This window comes from Pseudoalteromonas sp. NZS11_1 (genome assembly GCF_015864275.1).
GTDB lineage: Bacteria > Pseudomonadota > Gammaproteobacteria > Enterobacterales > Alteromonadaceae > Pseudoalteromonas > Pseudoalteromonas arctica.
The window spans coordinates 1-18,046 of record NZ_JADYXK010000039.1 but is presented as its reverse complement, the minus strand read 5'-3'; the positions used below and the strand labels follow the sequence as shown (position 1 = coordinate 18,046).

The 18,046-nt window shown below is 39.2% G+C and carries 11 protein-coding genes and 16 tRNA genes; 23 read left to right on the top strand and 4 right to left on the bottom strand.

Annotation, left to right across the window (positions count from 1 at the left end; all coding sequences use genetic code 11):
- Nucleotides 1-98 precede the first annotated feature (98 nt).
- Nucleotides 99-893, top strand: a complete 795-nt coding sequence (locus tag I6F44_RS18505) for a putative porin (protein ID WP_002962833.1) — start codon at nt 99-101, stop codon at nt 891-893.
- Nucleotides 894-1,555: 662 nt separating this feature from the next.
- A complete protein-coding gene (locus I6F44_RS18500; RefSeq protein WP_197174336.1) occupies nt 1,556-2,359 on the top strand; it encodes a putative porin in 804 nt (267 codons plus the stop codon).
- 67 nt (nt 2,360-2,426) lie between these two features.
- Here I6F44_RS18500 and I6F44_RS18495 read toward each other — a convergent pair whose 3' ends face one another.
- The gene (locus I6F44_RS18495) at nt 2,427-4,274 is read right to left on the bottom strand and encodes a M2 family metallopeptidase (RefSeq protein WP_197174335.1); all 1,848 of its coding nucleotides are present in this window, start codon (nt 4,272-4,274) and stop codon (nt 2,427-2,429) included.
- Between the two features lie 167 nt (nt 4,275-4,441).
- Between I6F44_RS18495 and I6F44_RS18490 the strand changes: the two genes are divergently transcribed.
- Nucleotides 4,442-6,718: an acyl-CoA dehydrogenase gene (locus I6F44_RS18490; RefSeq protein ID WP_024591299.1), complete on the top strand. Its 2,277-nt coding sequence runs from the start codon at nt 4,442-4,444 to the stop codon at nt 6,716-6,718.
- A 76-nt stretch (nt 6,719-6,794) separates the two neighbouring features.
- Here I6F44_RS18490 and I6F44_RS18485 read toward each other — a convergent pair whose 3' ends face one another.
- The gene (locus I6F44_RS18485; RefSeq protein WP_007587009.1) at nt 6,795-7,229 is read right to left on the bottom strand and encodes a hypothetical protein; all 435 of its coding nucleotides are present in this window, start codon (nt 7,227-7,229) and stop codon (nt 6,795-6,797) included.
- Between the two features lie 142 nt (nt 7,230-7,371).
- Nucleotides 7,372-8,340 (bottom strand): cysteine synthase A, encoded by a 969-nt coding sequence (gene cysK / locus I6F44_RS18480; RefSeq protein WP_024608071.1) that lies wholly within the window; start codon nt 8,338-8,340, stop codon nt 7,372-7,374.
- A gap of 362 nt (nt 8,341-8,702) precedes the next feature.
- On the opposite strand from cysK, the gene I6F44_RS18475 reads away from it, so the two are divergent.
- The 20 genes from I6F44_RS18475 to I6F44_RS18380 all read left to right on the top strand — a co-directional run bounded on the left by I6F44_RS18475 (nt 8,703) and on the right by I6F44_RS18380 (nt 15,125).
- The gene (locus tag I6F44_RS18475; protein WP_007587010.1) at nt 8,703-9,854 is read left to right on the top strand and encodes a dicarboxylate/amino acid:cation symporter; all 1,152 of its coding nucleotides are present in this window, start codon (nt 8,703-8,705) and stop codon (nt 9,852-9,854) included.
- 108 nt (nt 9,855-9,962) lie between these two features.
- Nucleotides 9,963-10,613 (top strand): UvrY/SirA/GacA family response regulator transcription factor, encoded by a 651-nt coding sequence (gene uvrY, locus I6F44_RS18470; protein WP_002963136.1) that lies wholly within the window; start codon nt 9,963-9,965, stop codon nt 10,611-10,613.
- A gap of 9 nt (nt 10,614-10,622) precedes the next feature.
- A complete protein-coding gene (gene uvrC, locus I6F44_RS18465) occupies nt 10,623-12,446 on the top strand; it encodes an excinuclease ABC subunit UvrC (RefSeq protein WP_021032122.1) in 1,824 nt (607 codons plus the stop codon).
- Nucleotides 12,447-12,488: 42 nt separating this feature from the next.
- A complete protein-coding gene (pgsA, locus tag I6F44_RS18460) occupies nt 12,489-13,034 on the top strand; it encodes a CDP-diacylglycerol--glycerol-3-phosphate 3-phosphatidyltransferase (protein WP_032827134.1) in 546 nt (181 codons plus the stop codon).
- 211 nt (nt 13,035-13,245) lie between these two features.
- Nucleotides 13,246-13,321, top strand: a tRNA-Gly gene (locus I6F44_RS18455).
- Between the two features lie 32 nt (nt 13,322-13,353).
- Nucleotides 13,354-13,427 (top strand) — tRNA-Cys (locus I6F44_RS18450).
- A gap of 37 nt (nt 13,428-13,464) precedes the next feature.
- Nucleotides 13,465-13,551: transfer RNA gene (locus I6F44_RS18445), tRNA-Leu, on the top strand.
- Nucleotides 13,552-13,615: 64 nt separating this feature from the next.
- A tRNA-Gly gene (locus tag I6F44_RS18440) sits at nt 13,616-13,691 on the top strand.
- Between the two features lie 19 nt (nt 13,692-13,710).
- Nucleotides 13,711-13,784: transfer RNA gene (locus I6F44_RS18435), tRNA-Cys, on the top strand.
- A 37-nt stretch (nt 13,785-13,821) separates the two neighbouring features.
- Nucleotides 13,822-13,908: transfer RNA gene (locus I6F44_RS18430), tRNA-Leu, on the top strand.
- A 64-nt stretch (nt 13,909-13,972) separates the two neighbouring features.
- Nucleotides 13,973-14,048 (top strand) — tRNA-Gly (locus I6F44_RS18425).
- A 39-nt stretch (nt 14,049-14,087) separates the two neighbouring features.
- Nucleotides 14,088-14,174 (top strand) — tRNA-Leu (locus I6F44_RS18420).
- A 49-nt stretch (nt 14,175-14,223) separates the two neighbouring features.
- A tRNA-Gly gene (locus I6F44_RS18415) sits at nt 14,224-14,299 on the top strand.
- 19 nt (nt 14,300-14,318) lie between these two features.
- Nucleotides 14,319-14,392: transfer RNA gene (locus tag I6F44_RS18410), tRNA-Cys, on the top strand.
- A 37-nt stretch (nt 14,393-14,429) separates the two neighbouring features.
- Nucleotides 14,430-14,516, top strand: a tRNA-Leu gene (locus I6F44_RS18405).
- Between the two features lie 64 nt (nt 14,517-14,580).
- A tRNA-Gly gene (locus I6F44_RS18400) sits at nt 14,581-14,656 on the top strand.
- A gap of 39 nt (nt 14,657-14,695) precedes the next feature.
- Nucleotides 14,696-14,782 (top strand) — tRNA-Leu (locus tag I6F44_RS18395).
- A gap of 49 nt (nt 14,783-14,831) precedes the next feature.
- Nucleotides 14,832-14,907 (top strand) — tRNA-Gly (locus tag I6F44_RS18390).
- A gap of 19 nt (nt 14,908-14,926) precedes the next feature.
- Nucleotides 14,927-15,000, top strand: a tRNA-Cys gene (locus I6F44_RS18385).
- Nucleotides 15,001-15,038: 38 nt separating this feature from the next.
- A tRNA-Leu gene (locus I6F44_RS18380) sits at nt 15,039-15,125 on the top strand.
- Between the two features lie 917 nt (nt 15,126-16,042).
- On the opposite strand, the gene I6F44_RS18375 is transcribed toward I6F44_RS18380, so the two are convergent.
- Nucleotides 16,043-17,458, bottom strand: coding sequence for an alanine/glycine:cation symporter family protein (locus I6F44_RS18375; protein ID WP_010555303.1), 1,416 nt, complete (start codon nt 17,456-17,458; stop codon nt 16,043-16,045).
- Nucleotides 17,459-18,046 lie beyond the last annotated feature (588 nt).

Sequence of the window (18,046 nt, the reverse complement as noted above, 5' to 3'; positions counted from 1 at the left end):
TAGTTAAGTTTTCATTCAGTTTCCTAACGTTAGCATGTGCCTCGACTTTAGCAATACAGCTAGAGCATAAAAAGCAATGTACATAGGGAAGTCTTACAATGAAAAAATTAGCAGTTATTATTTCGAGCATTTTATTATCTAGCACTGCGGCTGCTGCAGACAGCTACAATTCAATTAGTAACCTAAGCTATAAAAATAGCGATAACAACGACACCGTTGCTGTAGATTCTATTTACTACTTATCTCCTAAAAAAACTTTAGGTCCGTACGATCAGTTTGAATACATCAATAAACAAACTAACGTATATGGTGGCTACGCAGATGACGACTTTGGCGATTTAACATCAGTTGGTGGTGAATACTTCATTAATGAATTTGTTGTTGGCGCATCTTACGAAAACCTAGACCCAGATTCAGGTTCTAACAGTGAGCTTTATAAACTGACGGGTGGTTACTTTTTCAACCCTGATTTACTTGCAAAAGTAACACTAGTTGAAAACAAAGACGGCGATGATTACGCATTATTTGATTTAGCTTACAACTACATGCTAAACAGCACTGATTACGTAGGTGTTACACTTACATCAGACGACGATTTTGATTACCGTGCAGTAGCTGCTAAATACTTTATTGATTTACAGCAAGGTAACTACCTTACTTTTGAAGGTAAATACGAAAGCATTGATGATGCAGAAAACCAGTGGGTAGCAGAAACTAACTACTACTTTTCAAAGGCAACATCTGTATTTGCTAACTACAACAAGCAAGACACTTACAGCTTTGGTGCTCAACACTTCATCAATAAAAATATTGGTGTAAAGGTGGGTTATGAAAACAACGCTGATGATTCTGATAACGATGCGTACTTTGCTAACATGCGTTTTCAGTTTTAATTAAGTCCCGTACTTAGTTAATACAAAAGTAATATTAAAAAGCCCGCTAAATTTAGCGGGCTTTGTCGTTTTAAATGTTTGAGCTTTTAACTATAAACTTTTACCAGTCATAATTACGGCCTTTATTATGCTCATCTAAATAACTCCTTTAAGTTATAAATAGAGTGCCATGAATGGCTAAATTGTTATTAAAGCCATTAAGTGCAGTCGATGATAATAGCTATAAAATAGTAAGTATTGGAGTTGTTTTTGCTAGTAAACAATGGTTATTGGAAAAAACAGATAAAAATATGCACTGACACAAACCTATTTTTCATTATAAATACAGAAATAATGAATTAAACAAAGTAATTTTTTTGAGAAATTAAAAAAATTTAGTGAGAGGAAATTATATTGATGAGGTTTATCGAATAATTAAGTTGTGTTCAATTTAGCGACAGTTTGTACCGTATTTGTTACTTTTTAAATTTAAATGATGACATGATATTGTCTTGTAAATTTGATGGATACTTTGTATTTACATTTGCATATAAATTATTACAACTCCGCTGGGTTTAATTTGACCTTTATTCAGTTTTCGTTCATTTTTTTGGCGTTAGGATGCGCCCCGACTTTGGCTAGACAGCTGAGGCATAAAAAGTAATATTTATAGGGAATTTAAAATGAAAAAATTAGCCGTTATCATTTCGAGCATTTTATTATCAAGTGCTGCAACCACTGCAATAGCCGCAGATACTTACCAATCAATCAGCCATGTAGGATATGTGGACGTAGATGGTGATGACACAGTAAGTGTTGACTCAACATATTATTTTTCTCCAAAAGCGACTTTAGGTCCTTACGATCAATTTGAATACATCAATAAGCAAACAAATGTTTATGGTGCATACAGTGATAATGATCTTGGAGATGTTACTAGCATTGGCGGTGAGTATTTTGTAGAAGATTTTGTATTAGGTGCACAGTACAATAATCTCGATAGTGATTTTGGCTCAAGCACGGATGTAATTGAACTTTCAGCTGGTTACTTCTTTAACCCAAACCTTGTATTAAAAGCAACGTTTGTAGATTTCGAAGATGCTGACAATCAGTTTGTGTTTGACTTAGCATATAACCATCAGTTAAACAGCACTGATTATATCGGCTTTACAGTAACATCAGATGATGAGTTTGATTACCGTGCAGTAGCAGCTAAGTACTTTGTTGATTTACAGCAAGGTAACTACTTGACTGTTGAAGGTAAGTTTGAAGATGCTGATGGCGGTTCAAGTAACTGGGAATTAGCATCTAACTACTATTTCAGCAAAGCAACATCGGTGTTTGTTACAGTTAATAAAAATGATGACTACACTCTTGGTGGCCAACACTTTTTCAACAACAATGTTGGTTTAAAAGCAGGTTACGGCAATAACTGGGATGATTCTGATTATGATGCTTACTTTGCAAATGTAAGCTTACAGTTCTAATTTAACAGAAAATTAGAATATGAATAAAAAGCCCGCCCATTTGAGCGGGCTTTTTGTTCAGCGCTATTTACCAGCCGCAGTTGCGGCCTTCGTTTTGTTTATCTAAATATGTTTGTAATGGTGCAAAGTAATCGAGCATTGCTGTTGCATCCATTTGCGGCTTACCTGTTACAGTTTCAAGCGCCTCTTGCCAAGGGCGAGACGAACCCATTTCAAGCATAGCGTTTAGCTTATCCCCTGCTTCTTTTGAGTTATAAATAGAGCAGCGATGAATGGCTTTATCGTTACCGGCAATTTCACATAAGCTGCGATGAAACTCAAATTGCAAAATATGCGCTAAAAAGTAACGTGTATAAGGCGTGTTACCCGGAACGTGGTACTTAGCACCCGGATCAAAATCATTTTCGCTACGTGCGATAGGAGCTTGCACTCCTTGGTATTTTTCACGTAGTTCCCACCATGCTTTATTGTAATTTTCCGGTGCTACTTCCCCTGAAAATACCTGCCAGCGCCACTGATCAACCATTAAGCTAAACGGCACAAAGGCGACTTTATCAAGTGCCATTTTCATTAATAAACCAATATCTTTAGATTCATCAGGTACTTGTTCAAGTAAGCCGATTTCTTTTAAGTAACCCGGTGTAACCGATAAGGCAATGGTGTCACCAATGGCTTCATGAAAACCATCGTTTGCACTTTCTTGATAAAATAAAGGCTGCTTATTATATGCGCGTTGATAAAAGTTATGACCTAATTCATGGTGAATAACTGAAAACTCTTCGCCTGTGCGCTGAATACACATTTTAATGCGTAAATCGTCTTTGCTATCGATATTCCATGCTGATGCATGACACTGCACATCTCTGTCTTTTGGTTTTACAAACAGTGAACGCTCGTAAAATGTCTCTGGTAGTGCGTCAAAACCCATTGAGGTAAAAAAGTTTTCAGCCCCTTTTACCATTTTAAGTTCGTCGTAATTATTTTGAGCTAATAACTCGGTTACGTCGTAACCTGGATCGGCGTTTTCTGGTGCAACTACATCGTAAATATTACCCCATGCTTGCGCCCACATATTACCAAGTAAGTGCGCTGGTATTGGCTGATCTTGAGGTACTTTGTCGGTGCCGTACTTTTCACCTAACTTTGCGCGAACATGACAGTGTAGCGAGTTATACAGTGGTTTAACTTGGCCCCAAATACGGTCAAGCTCGGTGGTGAAGTCATCAGCAGGCATATCGTATTTACTGCGCCACATAGCGCCCGTATCGGCATAACCAAGCTCCTTTGCACCTTCGTTGGTCAGCACTACTTGTTGCTCGTAAAGTGAGCGCATTGGTTTTGATATTTGACGCCAGCCTTGCCATAAATCAAGTAGTTCGTTGTAATCTCGGCTGGTGGCCATTTTTGAAGTCATGTCGCCAAGGCTTAAACAGGTGCCGTCTTCTTTACAGTATTCACCTTTACCGTATAGCCCGCCAAGCTCTGCGACAATTTGTGAAAGTTGTGCTGTTTTATCAGCGTCTTGTGGGGCAGGAAGTGTAAGTGCTAGTTTTAGTTTATCAAGCTTACGGCGAGCATCGTAATCAAGCTCTAGTTCGTCGTATTTTGCAGCTTCATTTGCTAAACGCACGACTGTTTCGGTCATTTTACGGTTAACTTCAGCCGATAGAGCCGACGTATCATGAGTAATAAAGTTTGCGTAAATCCATTCTGCACGGCTCGATTCTAAATAAAGTGCACTTAGTTCTTTTTCTGTGTTTGTTATAAATGTATTTGCATCTTTAGCTGTTACAGCTTTTTTAGTGTGTGCTGAATCGGTAGTGTCTATCGTTACTTGCGCATCGCAGGCTGTTAAAGCAAGAGTACTTGCTACCATTAAGGCGCTCATACTTAGTTTAAATCGAAAGGGGGTCATGCTATTCCTTTAATTTATTGTTATTAAAACGTTGATAATAGCAGTGATGTTTAAAACAATAAAATGAATGCGTTAAGGCTCACGACTCGTCGTGCAATGATTGTATTTAAATTAAGATGGGTCATAATTAAGTTACTATTTTCATTCAATGTGTAAGGAATGTGCGCATGTTAATATTTATAATATTGCTGGTCGTGGTGGTAGTTATTTTTGCGGTTAAAGATATTCGCCTAAACTTGATTAGTCGTCCTACGTTTAAAATGTTCAAAAAGGTGCTTCCGCCATTATCGCAAACAGAGCGAGAGGCGATGGAAGCAGGTGATGTTTGGTGGGATGGTGAGTTATTTAGTGGTAACCCAGACTGGCAAAAACTGCACCGCTTTCCTAAACCAGAGCTTAGCGATAAAGAAAACGCATTTATGGCTAACCAAGTAGAAACCTTATTGGCGATGCTTGATGATTATCAAATTGTACAAAAAGACAAAGACTTACCAAAAGAAGTATGGGATTACCTAAAAACAGAAGGTTTTTTTGCGCTGATCATTCCTGAAAAATTTGGCGGTCGTGAGTTCTCGGCAATTGCTAATTCAACGATAGTGTCAAAAATTTCGACTAAAAGCTTAACAGCCGCAGTCACTGTTATGGTGCCTAATAGCTTAGGTCCGGGCGAGTTACTTCTTCACTATGGTACTAAAGAGCAGCAAGATCGTTGGCTGCCAAGTTTAGCTAATGGTACAGATGTTCCTTGTTTTGCATTAACGGGACCAGAGGCGGGCTCTGATGCTGGCAGCATTCCTGATTCAGGCGTGGTGTGTATGGGTGAGCATAATGGCGAGAAAGTAATGGGCCTGCGTTTAAATTGGTCAAAGCGTTACATTACACTTGCACCCGTGGCTACTGTACTCGGCTTAGCATTTAAAATGTATGACCCTGATGCTTTATTAGGTGATAAGAAAGAGCTAGGCATTACATGTGCTCTAATACCAACCGATCATCCGGGTGTCGAAACGGGTGAGCGTCATTATCCGCTTAATATGGCCTTCATGAATGGTACCACTTACGGTAAAGATGTATTTATACCACTGGACTGGATCATTGGTGGTCAAGAGTGTGCAGGGCGTGGCTGGAGAATGCTTGTTGAGTGTTTAAGTGCAGGGCGTGGTATATCACTACCAGCATTGAGTGCAGCAACTGGACATTTAGCTTCAAAAATGACATCGGCATATGCCATGGTACGCCAGCAGTTTGGTGTATCTATAGGGCAATTTGAAGGCGTGCAAGAGGCACTTGCGCGTATTGGTGGTTTAACTTACACACTTGAGTCATGCAGATTAATGACCGCAGGTGCGATTGATTTAAAATTAAGCCCGTCGGTTGTAACAGCGATTGCTAAATACCATATGACTGAAATGGGTCGTACGGTAATGAATGATGCAATGGATATTCATTCAGGTAAAGGAATTCAAGTAGGGCCTAATAACTATTTGGCGCATGGCTATATGGGTATTCCAGTATCAATTACGGTTGAAGGCGCGAATATTTTAACGCGTAACTTAATGATATTTGGCCAAGGTGCAACACGCTGTCATCCATTTGTTTTAAAAGAAATGGAAGCCGCTGCAATGGAAGATGACGACGCAGCACTTGAACAATTTGATGGTTTATTAATGAACCATATAATATTTGCAGCAAGTAATGCAGGTATGGCATTTGTGCATGGCTTAACACGTAGTTATTTTGCTAAAGCGCCTGTAGGTGGTGAAACGGCTGTTTATTATAAGCAACTGAGCAGAATGAGCCGAGGCTTAGCTATTTGCACAGACGTGGCTATGTTAATGCTTGGCGGTGAGCTTAAACGAAAAGAAATGATATCGGCACGTTTGGGTGATGTATTAAGTCATTTGTACTTAGCATCAACTGTTTTAAAACGTTATGAAGACGAAGGGCGCCAACAAGCTGATTTACCATTTGTAAAATATGCTATTGAGAACTCATTATTTGAAATTGGCCAAGCGTTTAATGGCTTCTTTAAAAACTTTTCAAATCCGGTTGTTAATTTTACCCTTAAACGTATCGTCTTCCCGCTTGGAAATCATTACCACAGACCAAGTGATGAAATTGCACAAAGTATTTGTGAGCGTATGACTCAACCGGGTGTATTTAGAAACCGCTTAACGCATTTATGTTATGTAGATGAAAATGCAGGTACAGGGGTCATGGAAAGCGCATTTTTAGCTATGCATGATATGCAAGCGCAGTTTAAAGATCTAAAACAATGGCAGCGTAAGGGCAGTGTGCCTGCAACGCTTGATATTGAAGGTGCTATAAATTATGCGCTTGAAAATAAGTTATTAGAGCAAACTGATGCAGATGCAATGCATCACGCTAATAAGTTACGAAAGAAAGCCATTGCAGTTGATAATTTTCAACCAGGTGAGCTGTAGCGCAGTACTTTAAATACTAACTAAAGCGAAAAAGGCCTTACAAATGTAAGGCCTTTTTATATTTAATTCATTTATTTTAACGAGCGTAAGGGTCGGCAACTATTTTATCTATGTACCATTTGCCCTTTTTACGAAGCATTTTTACACTGCGCATTTCGTCAATTTTATCACCATTTAAATAGCCGGTAAAAATAAGGTTTATTTTGGCGTTATCACCGTATTGTTCACGGATGCTCATATTGGTCATATCAACTTCAATGGTTACTTCATCATATTGCATATTTACTAAGTTACGGGAAAACTGTTTTGCAGTGCCGTAGGATTTCATGATGCGCGTAAGATTGGGTGTTGCCATGGTGCTGGCTTTTTGAAGGTCTTGCTGGTTATAAAGCGCATCAAAATAAGCGGTTGCTGTATCGCCAGGAGTGTCGCCAAGTGTTTTGGTATCGTCTCCACAGGCTGATAAAAATAAACAGATAACCAAACTTAATAAACTCGTGATTTTTTTCATATTAGTTATTATTAATTAGTTTTTTTAAAGTGTGTGGTTTATCTAGGAAGATGTAAAGGTATGGGGGGCAATAAATAGAAAATTGGATAATAAATAATAAAAAAGGATGCCTAAAGCATCCTTTTAAAAATCTTAAAATTACTTATTGTACTAGCTCTTGCTCACTAAATTCTTCATCAAACATTGGGCTTGATAAGTAACGCTCAGTTGCACTAGGTAGGATAACAACAATATTTTTATCTGCGTTTTCAGGTTTTTCAGCAATTCGCTTAGCTGCAACAACCGCGGCACCTGACGAAATACCGACTAAAATACCTTCTTTTTTCATTAACTGATGCGCCATTGCAATTGCGTCTTCGTTAGATACAAGCTCGGCACCATCAATTAAGTCCATATCTAAGTTGCCAGGGATAAAGCCAGCACCAATACCTTGGATTTTATGAGGGCCAGGTTTAATTTCTTCACCGGCAAGCGTTTGGCTAATAACAGGAGAGTTAGTTGGCTCAACAGCAATAGACTTAACGTTTAAACCTTTTTCTGTTTTAAGGTAGCGGCTAACACCTGTAATAGTACCACCAGTACCTACACCTGCTACAAAAAAGTCTACTTTGCCGTCAAGCGCATCGTAAATTTCAGGGCCTGTTGTTTCAAAGTGAATTTTTGGGTTTGCAGGGTTTTCGAATTGTTGTAATAAAATATACTTATCAGGTGCTGTTGCTTGAATTTCTTTTGCTTTTTCAATTGCGCCATTCATACCTTTAGCACCGTCGGTAAGCACTAGATTTGCACCTAATGCTTTTAATAGCTTGCGACGTTCTAGACTCATGGTGTTTGGCATAGTAAGCGTTAACTTGTAACCACGTGCTGCTGCAACAAATGCAAGTGCAATACCGGTGTTCCCCGATGTTGGTTCTATAAGTTCTTTACCTTCAACAAGCTGACCTGACTTTTCAGCTTCCCAAATCATCGATGCACCAATGCGGCATTTGATACTAAAGCTTGGATTACGAGATTCAACTTTAGCGTATACATTCCCACCCGTAACACGGTTAAGTTTTACTAGCGGCGTATTACCAATAGTTAGTGAGTTATCTTCAAAAATAGTAGACATAATGTTCCTTTGGATGCAATCTGATCAACGTGTTAATAGCCTTTGCTACTAACTATATAAACACACTTTACTGTGAGTTTAAAAAAACTAAAGTAAAGTTTGGCTATAACATATATCTATTGGGCTTATAACCAGCCGAAATAAAAATCAATTATTAACGGTGCTTTAGTTATTATAGGTGCGGGCTTAATTTGAAATTTAAAGAGTAAAAACTTGTTTAGTCAAAAAATGTTCGAAAGAGCATTGGATTAAGCTGTATTTGTTCGTTATTTGTGCATATGAATGTAACTTGAATAGTTTTATCACACAATGCGTCTAAAACATGATAAAAACACGTATCTAAATTCAATTAAGCAATCACAATGAAGTTAATCTTAAAATTAATTGCCGGTATTGTGGCCGGTATCTTAGTCGGACTATATGTACCTATAACTGGTGTTGAACTTTTATTTACAGTAAAAGAGCTGATTGGTCAAATTATCTCCTTTACCATCCCTCTTATCATTTTATTTTTTATTGCATCGGGTATTGCTGGCCTACCAAAAGGGTCTGGTCACTTACTTGGTAAAACAGTCGGGTTTGCTTACAGCTCTACCATTATTGCAGGTACGCTTGCATTTTTATTAGTAAGTGCTGTTATACCTTTTTTAAGTGGTGGCATTACATTTGAAGCAGAAGTTGCTACTGAAATAGGTAGTTTTATTGATTTAGAAATTCCACCTCTGATGGGTGTAATGACCGCATTAGTGACTGCTTTTGTATTTGGTATAGGCATGAGCCAACTAGAACTTGATACGCTTAAAAAGGTGTCTGATCAGGGTCGTGATGTAGTGGACGGGTTATTATCGAAAGTAATTATTCCAGCTTTACCATTTTACATTGCTGGCGTATTTGCCGAAATGACGGTGGCAGGCACTGTGGTAGATACGTTGCAAACATTTGGTGTAGTACTAATTGCAGCGCTTGTTATGCATTGGTTATGGTTAAGTGTTTTATATATAGCGACAGGTATATTGTTAAAACGTAATCCAATCGAATTAGTTAAAAATATGCTACCAGCTTACTTTACCGCTTTGGGCACAATGTCTAGCGCTGCAACGATTCCCGTATCGCTTCAATCAAGTAAAGCAAATAACGTTAAAGAAGATGTAGCTAACTTTACAGTGCCACTTTGCGCGACTATTCACTTATCTGGCTCAACTATTACTATAGTAACCTGTGCAATGGCTGTTATGTTTTTATCGCCAAGCATGGAAGTTCCTTCATTAATGGGTATGCTACCGTTTATTATGATGTTAGGTGTAGTAATGATTGCAGCACCGGGTGCTCCAGGTGGTGCAGTCATGTCGGCGCTTGGTTTATTAACAAGCATGCTTGGGTTTAATGAAGGTGCTGTTGCATTAATGATTGCACTTTATTTAGCACAAGATAGCTTTGGTACTGCGTGTAATGTAACGGGTGATGGTATCATTGCGTTATGGGTTGACAGATTTAGCGAAAAATCGTCATCTTAAACTATTAGAGCGAGGCAATAATATTAATTATTGTTTCGCTTTATGTATGTTACTGTGGCAAATTAATTTAATTAAATTGCATGTTGTTAGGTAAGTGAGGATGTTCCATTGATTAATGTACTTTTAGTTGATGACCATGAACTTGTACGAACAGGAATCAAGCGTATTCTTGATGACGTACGAGGGTTTAAAGTAATTGGCGAAGCTAAAACTGGCGAAGAGGCTGTACAGTTTTGTCGTCAGCATGCGCCAAACATAGTATTAATGGATATGAATATGCCAGGCATGGGCGGATTAGAAGCGACTAAAAAGATTTGTCGTTACTGCCCAGATGTAAAAATTATTGTGCTTACTGTTAATTGTGAAGACCCGTTTCCGAGCAAGGTAATGCAAATTGGTGCACATGGCTTTTTAACTAAAGGTGCAGGCTCTGACGAAATGGTTCGTGCCATTCGTTGTGTTCATGCTGGTCAGCGTTACATTGCACCTGAAATTGCACAGCAGATAGCGCTTGCACAAGTGACAGGCCGCACAGATGAAAACCCTTTTCAGAGTTTATCTGAGCGCGAACTGCAAATTATGCTTATGATCACCAAAGGTGAAAAAGCACAAAATATAGCTGAACGCTTAAATTTAAGCTCTAAAACAGTAAATAGCTATCGTTACCGTATGTTTGAAAAGTTAAATGTAGGTGGTGATGTTGAGCTTACCCATTTAGCTATTCGTCATAAAATGATTGATATAGACGTTTCGTACTAACTATAATTTATGTCTGAATTCGATCACGTACATTTTCTCAAAACGCTATCAAGTGAGCCGGGCGTATACCGCATGCTTGATAGTGACAACCAAGTTATTTATGTTGGTAAAGCAAAGCATCTAAAAAAGCGTGTGAGCAGTTACTTTAGAAGTAACATTACCGATAGCAAAACACGCGTTTTAGTGAGTAATATTTGTAACATTGAAGTCACCCTCACCAATACTGAAACCGAAGCGCTGCTGCTTGAAAATAATCTAATAAAAAAATATCAGCCTCGGTACAACATATTATTACGCGACGATAAGTCGTACCCCTATATTTTACTCACTAGCCATAAACACCCTCGTTTAGCATTTCATCGTGGCAGTCGTAAAATTAAAGGTGAGTACTTTGGGCCTTTCCCAAGCGCAGGAGCGGTATCTGAAAGCTTGCGCTTAATGCAAAAAATATTTCCTGTTCGTCAATGTGAAGATGCCTATTACCGCGCAAGAAGTCGCCCGTGTCTGCAATATCAACTTAAACGTTGCTCAGCTCCATGTGTAAATAAAGTAACTGATGATGATTACAGTGAGCAAGTTGACTATGTTCGTAAATTTTTAACGGGTAAATCTCACGAAGTTATTGCTGATTTAATAAAAAAAATGGAAGCAGCCAGCCTGCAATTAAACTTTGAATTGGCGGCAAAAGTTCGCGACCAAATAATGCTACTTCGTAAAATGCAGGAGCAACAGTCTATTTCTGGTAACTTTGCAGAAATGGATGTTGTCGGTTTTGCGCATTTAAACGGGTTAAACGGCATTCATTTATTAATGATCCGCGATCATAAAGTACTGGGTAGTAAAACCTATTTTCCAAAAGTACCTAAAGATTCGAGTGAGCAAGAAATATTGACTTCATTTTTAGGACAGTACTATTTAGCGCCAGGAGCAACAGGGCGTATTGCAAAAGAAATCATATTACCGTTTGAAATAGAAGAGAGCGGGGCACTCGGCGAAGCGCTTACACAAATAAGTGAGCGCAAAGTAATCCTTAAAGTGGTCACTCGTGGTGAGCGTGCGCAATACTTACAACTGGCCAATAAAAATGCATTAAACAGTATTGCGGTTAAACAAAGTACCCAAGACTCTATTAATAAACGTTATGCACAATTAAAAGCAACACTGCGACTTGACGATATTACCCGAATGGAGTGTTTTGATATAAGCCACACCATGGGGGAGAACACCGTTGCAAGTTGTGTTGTATTTGACTCACAAGGCCCAAATACAAAAGAGTATAGGCGCTACAACGTAACAGGTATTACAGGTGGCGATGATTATGCTGCAATGGAATTTGCACTTAACAAGCGCTATAACAAGTTAGTAGACGAAGACAAAATTCCAGACGTTATCTTTATTGATGGCGGTAAGGGGCAGTTAGGACGCGCTGAGCAGTACTTTTCTAATTGGCCGCACACTAAAATGCCTTTATTAGTCGGTGTTGCAAAAGGAACGAGTCGTAAACCCGGTCTTGAAACACTATTGATTGATGGTGGACGCAAAACCATTCCGATGGATTCAGATGCGCCTGCGCTTCATTTGATTCAGCATATACGTGATGAGTCTCACCGTTTTGCTATTGCAGGGCATCGTAATAAACGACAAAAACAACGTACACAATCACTACTAGAAGAAATAAATGGAGTAGGTTCTAAGCGTCGCCAAACATTATTAAAATATTTAGGGGGCATGCAGGGTGTAAAAGCTGCTAATATAGAACAGTTAAAGAAAGTTCCTGGGATCAGCCCTGACATGGCTGAGAAGATATTTAACCATTTGCATGACAAGGGCTAGCCCTACATGCGAATATAGCAAAAAAGACATATCCAAGTAGTTATGTGGAATATTCCAAACACACTCACAACATTTAGACTTTTTCTTATCCCCGTTTTTTTGGTGATATTTTATTTGCCTTATAGCTGGGCTTTTTTTGCTGCCGCCTTTATTTTTTGGCTTGCATCGATCACCGATATATTAGACGGTTATTTGGCAAGAAAGCTTGAGCAATCAACTCCTTTTGGTGCTTTTTTAGATCCTGTTGCTGACAAAGTAATGGTATGTGCTGCACTTGTAGCGTTATCTGATCAGTACCAGTCAATGTATATGACAATACCTGCTCTTATTATAATAAGCCGTGAAATTATCATATCTGCACTTCGTGAATGGATGGCAGAGCAGGGTAAGCGTGGTAATGTAGCTGTATCAAATATGGGTAAAATAAAGACGGCTGCACAAATGTTAGCCATTATCGGTTTGATTTGGCAATATGATACGTGGATGAACTATTTAAGTTTTGGACTACTGTACATTGCGACCTTTTTAACCTTGAGTTCTATGATGCAATATTTACGTGCAGCATGGGGTGAATTGACTAAAAATTAACTCTAAATGTATAATAACGCACCGTTTTAGATAAAAAACAAGCAAACAGTTCAAAACTAGCATTTTTTGTATTGACGCGTTTAATAATCTCTGTAGAATGCGTCCGTGTTGAGAGGGCATAGCCCCCGAGATAAACAAACGGTAATTAATCAGTTACCTGAATGTTCACATAAATCATCATGTGCTAATTCAAATAACTGATAAATAAAATGCGGTACTAGCTCAGTTGGTAGAGCGCGACCTTGCCAAGGTCGAGGTCACGAGTTCGAGCCTCGTGTACCGCTCCAAGTTTATCTCAAGGTTATTACTCCAGTATTGGGGCGGAATGGCAGAGTGGCCATGCACCGGATTGCAAATCCGTTTACCTCGGTTCGACTCCGGGTTCCGCCTCCATTTCAACACTCCACACGCTTTAATTAGCAAACTCGATGCCCGAGTGGTGGAATTGGTAGACACAAGGGATTTAAAATCCCTCGACTAACAAGTCGTGCCGGTTCAAGTCCGGCCTCGGGCACCACTTTGTGGTTTAATTGCATTACCAAGTGTAATTTATAAAATGGTTAATTTAGAATTAATATGATGCGGTACTAGCTCAGTTGGTAGAGCGCGACCTTGCCAAGGTCGAGGTCACGAGTTCGAGCCTCGTGTACCGCTCCAAATTAATTGGATACATTTAGGCGGAATGGCAGAGTGGCCATGCACCGGATTGCAAATCCGTTTACCTCGGTTCGACTCCGGGTTCCGCCTCCATATCAACACTCCACACGCTTTAATTAGCAAACTCGATGCCCGAGTGGTGGAATTGGTAGACACAAGGGATTTAAAATCCCTCGACTAACAAGTCGTGCCGGTTCAAGTCCGGCCTCGGGCACCACTTTGTGGTTTAATTGCATTACCAAGTGTAATTTATAAAATGGTTAATTTAGAATTAATATGATGCGGTACTAGCTCAGTTGGTAGAGCGCGACCTTGCCAAGGTCGAGGTCACGAGTTCGAGCCTCGTGTACCGCTCCATATTAGTTTTATCCACTTGCTTTTAATAGCAAACTCGATGCCCGAGTGGTGGAATTGGTAGACACAAGGGATTTAAAATCCCTCGACTAACAAGTCGTGCCGGTTCAAGTCCGGCCTCGGGCACCACTTTAAATTATTTTACCAAGATGATTTGAAGTTGATAAAACAGTATTTTGCGGTACTAGCTCAGTTGGTAGAGCGCGACCTTGCCAAGGTCGAGGTCACGAGTTCGAGCCTCGTGTACCGCTCCAAATTATTTGGATACATTTAGGCGGAATGGCAGAGTGGCCATGCACCGGATTGCAAATCCGTTTACCTCGGTTCGACTCCGGGTTCCGCCTCCATTTCAACACTCCACACGCTTTAATTAGCAAACTCGATGCCCGAGTGGTGGAATTGGTAGACACAAGGGATTTAAAATCCCTCGACTAACAAGTCGTGCCGGTTCAAGTCCGGCCTCGGGCACCACTTTGTGGTTTAATTGCATTACCAAGTGTAATTTATAAAATGGTTAATTTAGAATTAATATGATGCGGTACTAGCTCAGTTGGTAGAGCGCGACCTTGCCAAGGTCGAGGTCACGAGTTCGAGCCTCGTGTACCGCTCCATATTAGTTTTATCCACTTGCTTTTAATAGCAAACTCGATGCCCGAGTGGTGGAATTGGTAGACACAAGGGATTTAAAATCCCTCGACTAACAAGTCGTGCCGGTTCAAGTCCGGCCTCGGGCACCACTTTAAATTATTTTACCAAGATGATTTGAAGTTGATAAAACAGTATTTTGCGGTACTAGCTCAGTTGGTAGAGCGCGACCTTGCCAAGGTCGAGGTCACGAGTTCGAGCCTCGTGTACCGCTCCAAATTATTTGGATACATTTAGGCGGAATGGCAGAGTGGCCATGCACCGGATTGCAAATCCGTTTACCTCGGTTCGACTCCGGGTTCCGCCTCCATATAATTTACTCCACACGCTTTAATTAGCAAACTCGATGCCCGAGTGGTGGAATTGGTAGACACAAGGGATTTAAAATCCCTCGACTAACAAGTCGTGCCGGTTCAAGTCCGGCCTCGGGCACCATCTCTTTATTAAGCGCTCTGCTTAAAAAATATCTAATGAATCTTCTAATATCTATAAAATATCCAGTAAAAATTCTGATTTATCATTTTTATGATTTATATTATCTTAATATGCATTATTTTATGCATGGTCTACCCAATAATAGCGTTGTGTGATAGTTCATTAAGAGTTTGTATATCTATCGTATTAAAGATATATATGAGTAAGCATAATGTAATATTTCCAAACCCAATCCTATAGCGCCTCAAATAAACCAGCCATGCAATCTTTAGCGACACACAGTACTTAATGCTAATGAATACACTTTGAACTGAACTAAGCGTCATAGACTTATGATACCAACCAGTAAAGTAGGCCATTAGCTTTAAAAAATTCAAAACAGTAAAGCAATCTACACCTCGAGAGCAAATAACCTTGAAAGCAAAGTTCAAACACCTATGTGCTGGTAGCATAAAGTAATACCAATCTGCTTATATATGGGGTCTATTTAAGGTTAAGGAAATTACGCTAGATTTAGGCAAAAATTTTTGTATCTAGTGTTCTAAATAAAAATTTTTAACGACGTTATAGTGCAATTTAATTCGTTAAATTGCTCAGAGATTTATGCAGGTTGGTATAGTTGTCGAATTGGTTGCTAACACATGCTCATTGGAAGTTAAAAATCGCGGGTAAGAGTAAGTCTAGAGTTATGGTGAGAACTTCAAATAGGTAAACAATAAAGTGCTTATACATAAAGCAGAGCTGTGGGCATTAAACATCTGTTTTTGTAGGTTGTCTTATCTAGGCTGATAATCAGATAATGTCTATACAGTTCTTATCGTCCGTAACAGCTTTTACTTATAAATGATCGAGTGCTATGTGTCAGGACTTTTTATTTTTAGAACTAAAAAAGCGAGCCGTAGCTCGCTGTTTATTGTTTATTTCCAGGCCTCGGGATCGACCTCTTTAGCAAGTTTAGGATGCTTACTTTTGTCAAAGGTGGGTATTAAGCCCTTTTTGCGTTGTTCGTTGTAATCTTTAGAGAGCCATACAACAACACCTGAAAGCATAAATAGCGCTATAACGTTTACAATGGCCATTAAACCCATTGATATATCTGCCAGCGTCCAAATTAAACCAAGCTCACCAACAGCACCAAACATCACCATACCTAAAACAACAAGTCTAAAGATAAACATACCTTTATTAGAGTTGTGCTCTAAAAACATTAAATTTGTTTCAGCGTAAGAGTAATTAGCCACAATAGAAGTAAAAGCAAAAAACAATATAGCAATGGCAATAAAGTAAGTACCCCAGTCGCCGACATGTTCTTGTAATGCTGCTTGTGTAAGTTCAATCCCCATAACACCAGATTCAGGTACTAATTGCTGCGATAGTAAAATAAGAGAAGCAGTCGCTGTACAAATAACAATAGTATCAATAAATACACCTAGCATTTGCACATAACCTTGTGATGCTGGATGAGGAGGGTAAGGTGTCGCAGTGGCTGCAGCATTAGCTGCACTACCCATACCAGCTTCGTTTGAGAATAAGCCACGCTTTATACCTTGGATCATAGCTTGTGTAACACCATAACCAATTGCACCTGCACCAGCTTGTTCAATACCAAAAGCACTTTTTATTATAAGTACAATTACATCAGGTAATGCAGTAAAGTTAATAGCGCATACATAAAGAGCCACTAACAAGTAAGCTAATGCCATAAATGGGACAACCATTTCAGCAAAACGAGAAATCGTTTTCAAACCACCAAAAATAATAATACCAGAGCCAATAACCAAGCAAATGCCTACTATATACTTAGGTACATCAAACGCTACTTCAAATGCTGCAGCAATAGAGTTTGACTGTACGGCGTTAAATACCAAACCAAAGGCTAAAATTAAGCATAACGAGAATAAAGTCCCCATCCAGCGTTTACCTAAGCCGTTTTGCATATAATAAGCAGGGCCACCTCTAAAATTGCCATCAGCATCTTTTGTTTTATAAGCCTGAGCCAAAGTACTTTCAGCAAAGCTTGTAGCCATACCTATTAATGCAATAAGCCACATCCAAAAAATAGCACCTGGCCCACCTAGGTATAAGGCAACAGCAACACCAGCCATATTACCTGTACCAACGCGTGCAGCTAACGAAGTACAAAAAGCCTGAAAGGATGAAATTTCATTATCGGCACATTTACGAGAGCCAAACATAACTTTGAACATATGTGGAAATTGCACAAACTGAATAAAGCCTAGTCGAAAAGTAAAAAAGAGGCCTGCTGCTATTAATAAGTAGACGAGAACTTGGCCCCATAGAAGGGCACTTATACTGTTTATTATGTCTGTCATGGATACTGCCTAAATACATGAGTTAAAAAAAGTGACCGCAACTTATCACATCAGGATAAAAGTGTTTAGTTTTAAAGTTCAAAAGCAGAGTTATCAACAAGGTTTTGTGGGTAACTTGTGCTTATCATGTGTGCTTGCTTGGGGCTTAATTTTAATTACTATTTTATGCAAATAACGCTTGCGTAAAATCCGCCGCTCCCTATAATGCGACCCCACTGAGACGGGAAACGCCATCGCATAGCGAGGCACGAACTACTCAGAGAGTTAAATAAAACTTCGGTTTTAAATCTTCTAAAAAGAAAGTTTAAAACTAAGTGTTGACTCGAAAAATAAAGGGTGTATTATTCGCATCCCTTGAGACGCTAAAGCGACTCAAAACGTTCTTTAACAATATAAAGCAATCATCTGTGTGGGCACTCGTACAGATTGAGTTCTAACAGCCAACCTACTTACTCTTTATGGGTAATTAGCGAGGCAAACAAATTAGAGTCTCAATTGAAAACTGAGTGACCAACAGAATAGTTATTTCGGTAATTATTCGGCACAGTCAATTCAATATCGAAAGATATTAAAATAAATTCAGAATTC

What these genes read in the sequence shown, in the direction of transcription:
- I6F44_RS18505 (WP_002962833.1), top strand. Translation starts at nt 99, where the DNA reads ATGAAAAAATTAGCAGTTATTATTTCGAGCATTTTATTATCTAGCACT.
- I6F44_RS18500 (WP_197174336.1), top strand. Translation starts at nt 1,556, where the DNA reads ATGAAAAAATTAGCCGTTATCATTTCGAGCATTTTATTATCAAGTGCT.
- I6F44_RS18495 (WP_197174335.1), bottom strand. Translation starts at nt 4,274, where the DNA reads ATGACCCCCTTTCGATTTAAACTAAGTATGAGCGCCTTAATGGTAGCA.
- I6F44_RS18490 (WP_024591299.1), top strand. Translation starts at nt 4,442, where the DNA reads ATGTTAATATTTATAATATTGCTGGTCGTGGTGGTAGTTATTTTTGCG.
- I6F44_RS18485 (WP_007587009.1), bottom strand. Translation starts at nt 7,229, where the DNA reads ATGAAAAAAATCACGAGTTTATTAAGTTTGGTTATCTGTTTATTTTTA.
- cysK (WP_024608071.1), bottom strand. Translation starts at nt 8,340, where the DNA reads ATGTCTACTATTTTTGAAGATAACTCACTAACTATTGGTAATACGCCG.
- I6F44_RS18475 (WP_007587010.1), top strand. Translation starts at nt 8,703, where the DNA reads ATGAAGTTAATCTTAAAATTAATTGCCGGTATTGTGGCCGGTATCTTA.
- uvrC (WP_021032122.1), top strand. Translation starts at nt 10,623, where the DNA reads ATGTCTGAATTCGATCACGTACATTTTCTCAAAACGCTATCAAGTGAG.
- pgsA (WP_032827134.1), top strand. Translation starts at nt 12,489, where the DNA reads ATGTGGAATATTCCAAACACACTCACAACATTTAGACTTTTTCTTATC.
- I6F44_RS18375 (WP_010555303.1), bottom strand. Translation starts at nt 17,458, where the DNA reads ATGACAGACATAATAAACAGTATAAGTGCCCTTCTATGGGGCCAAGTT.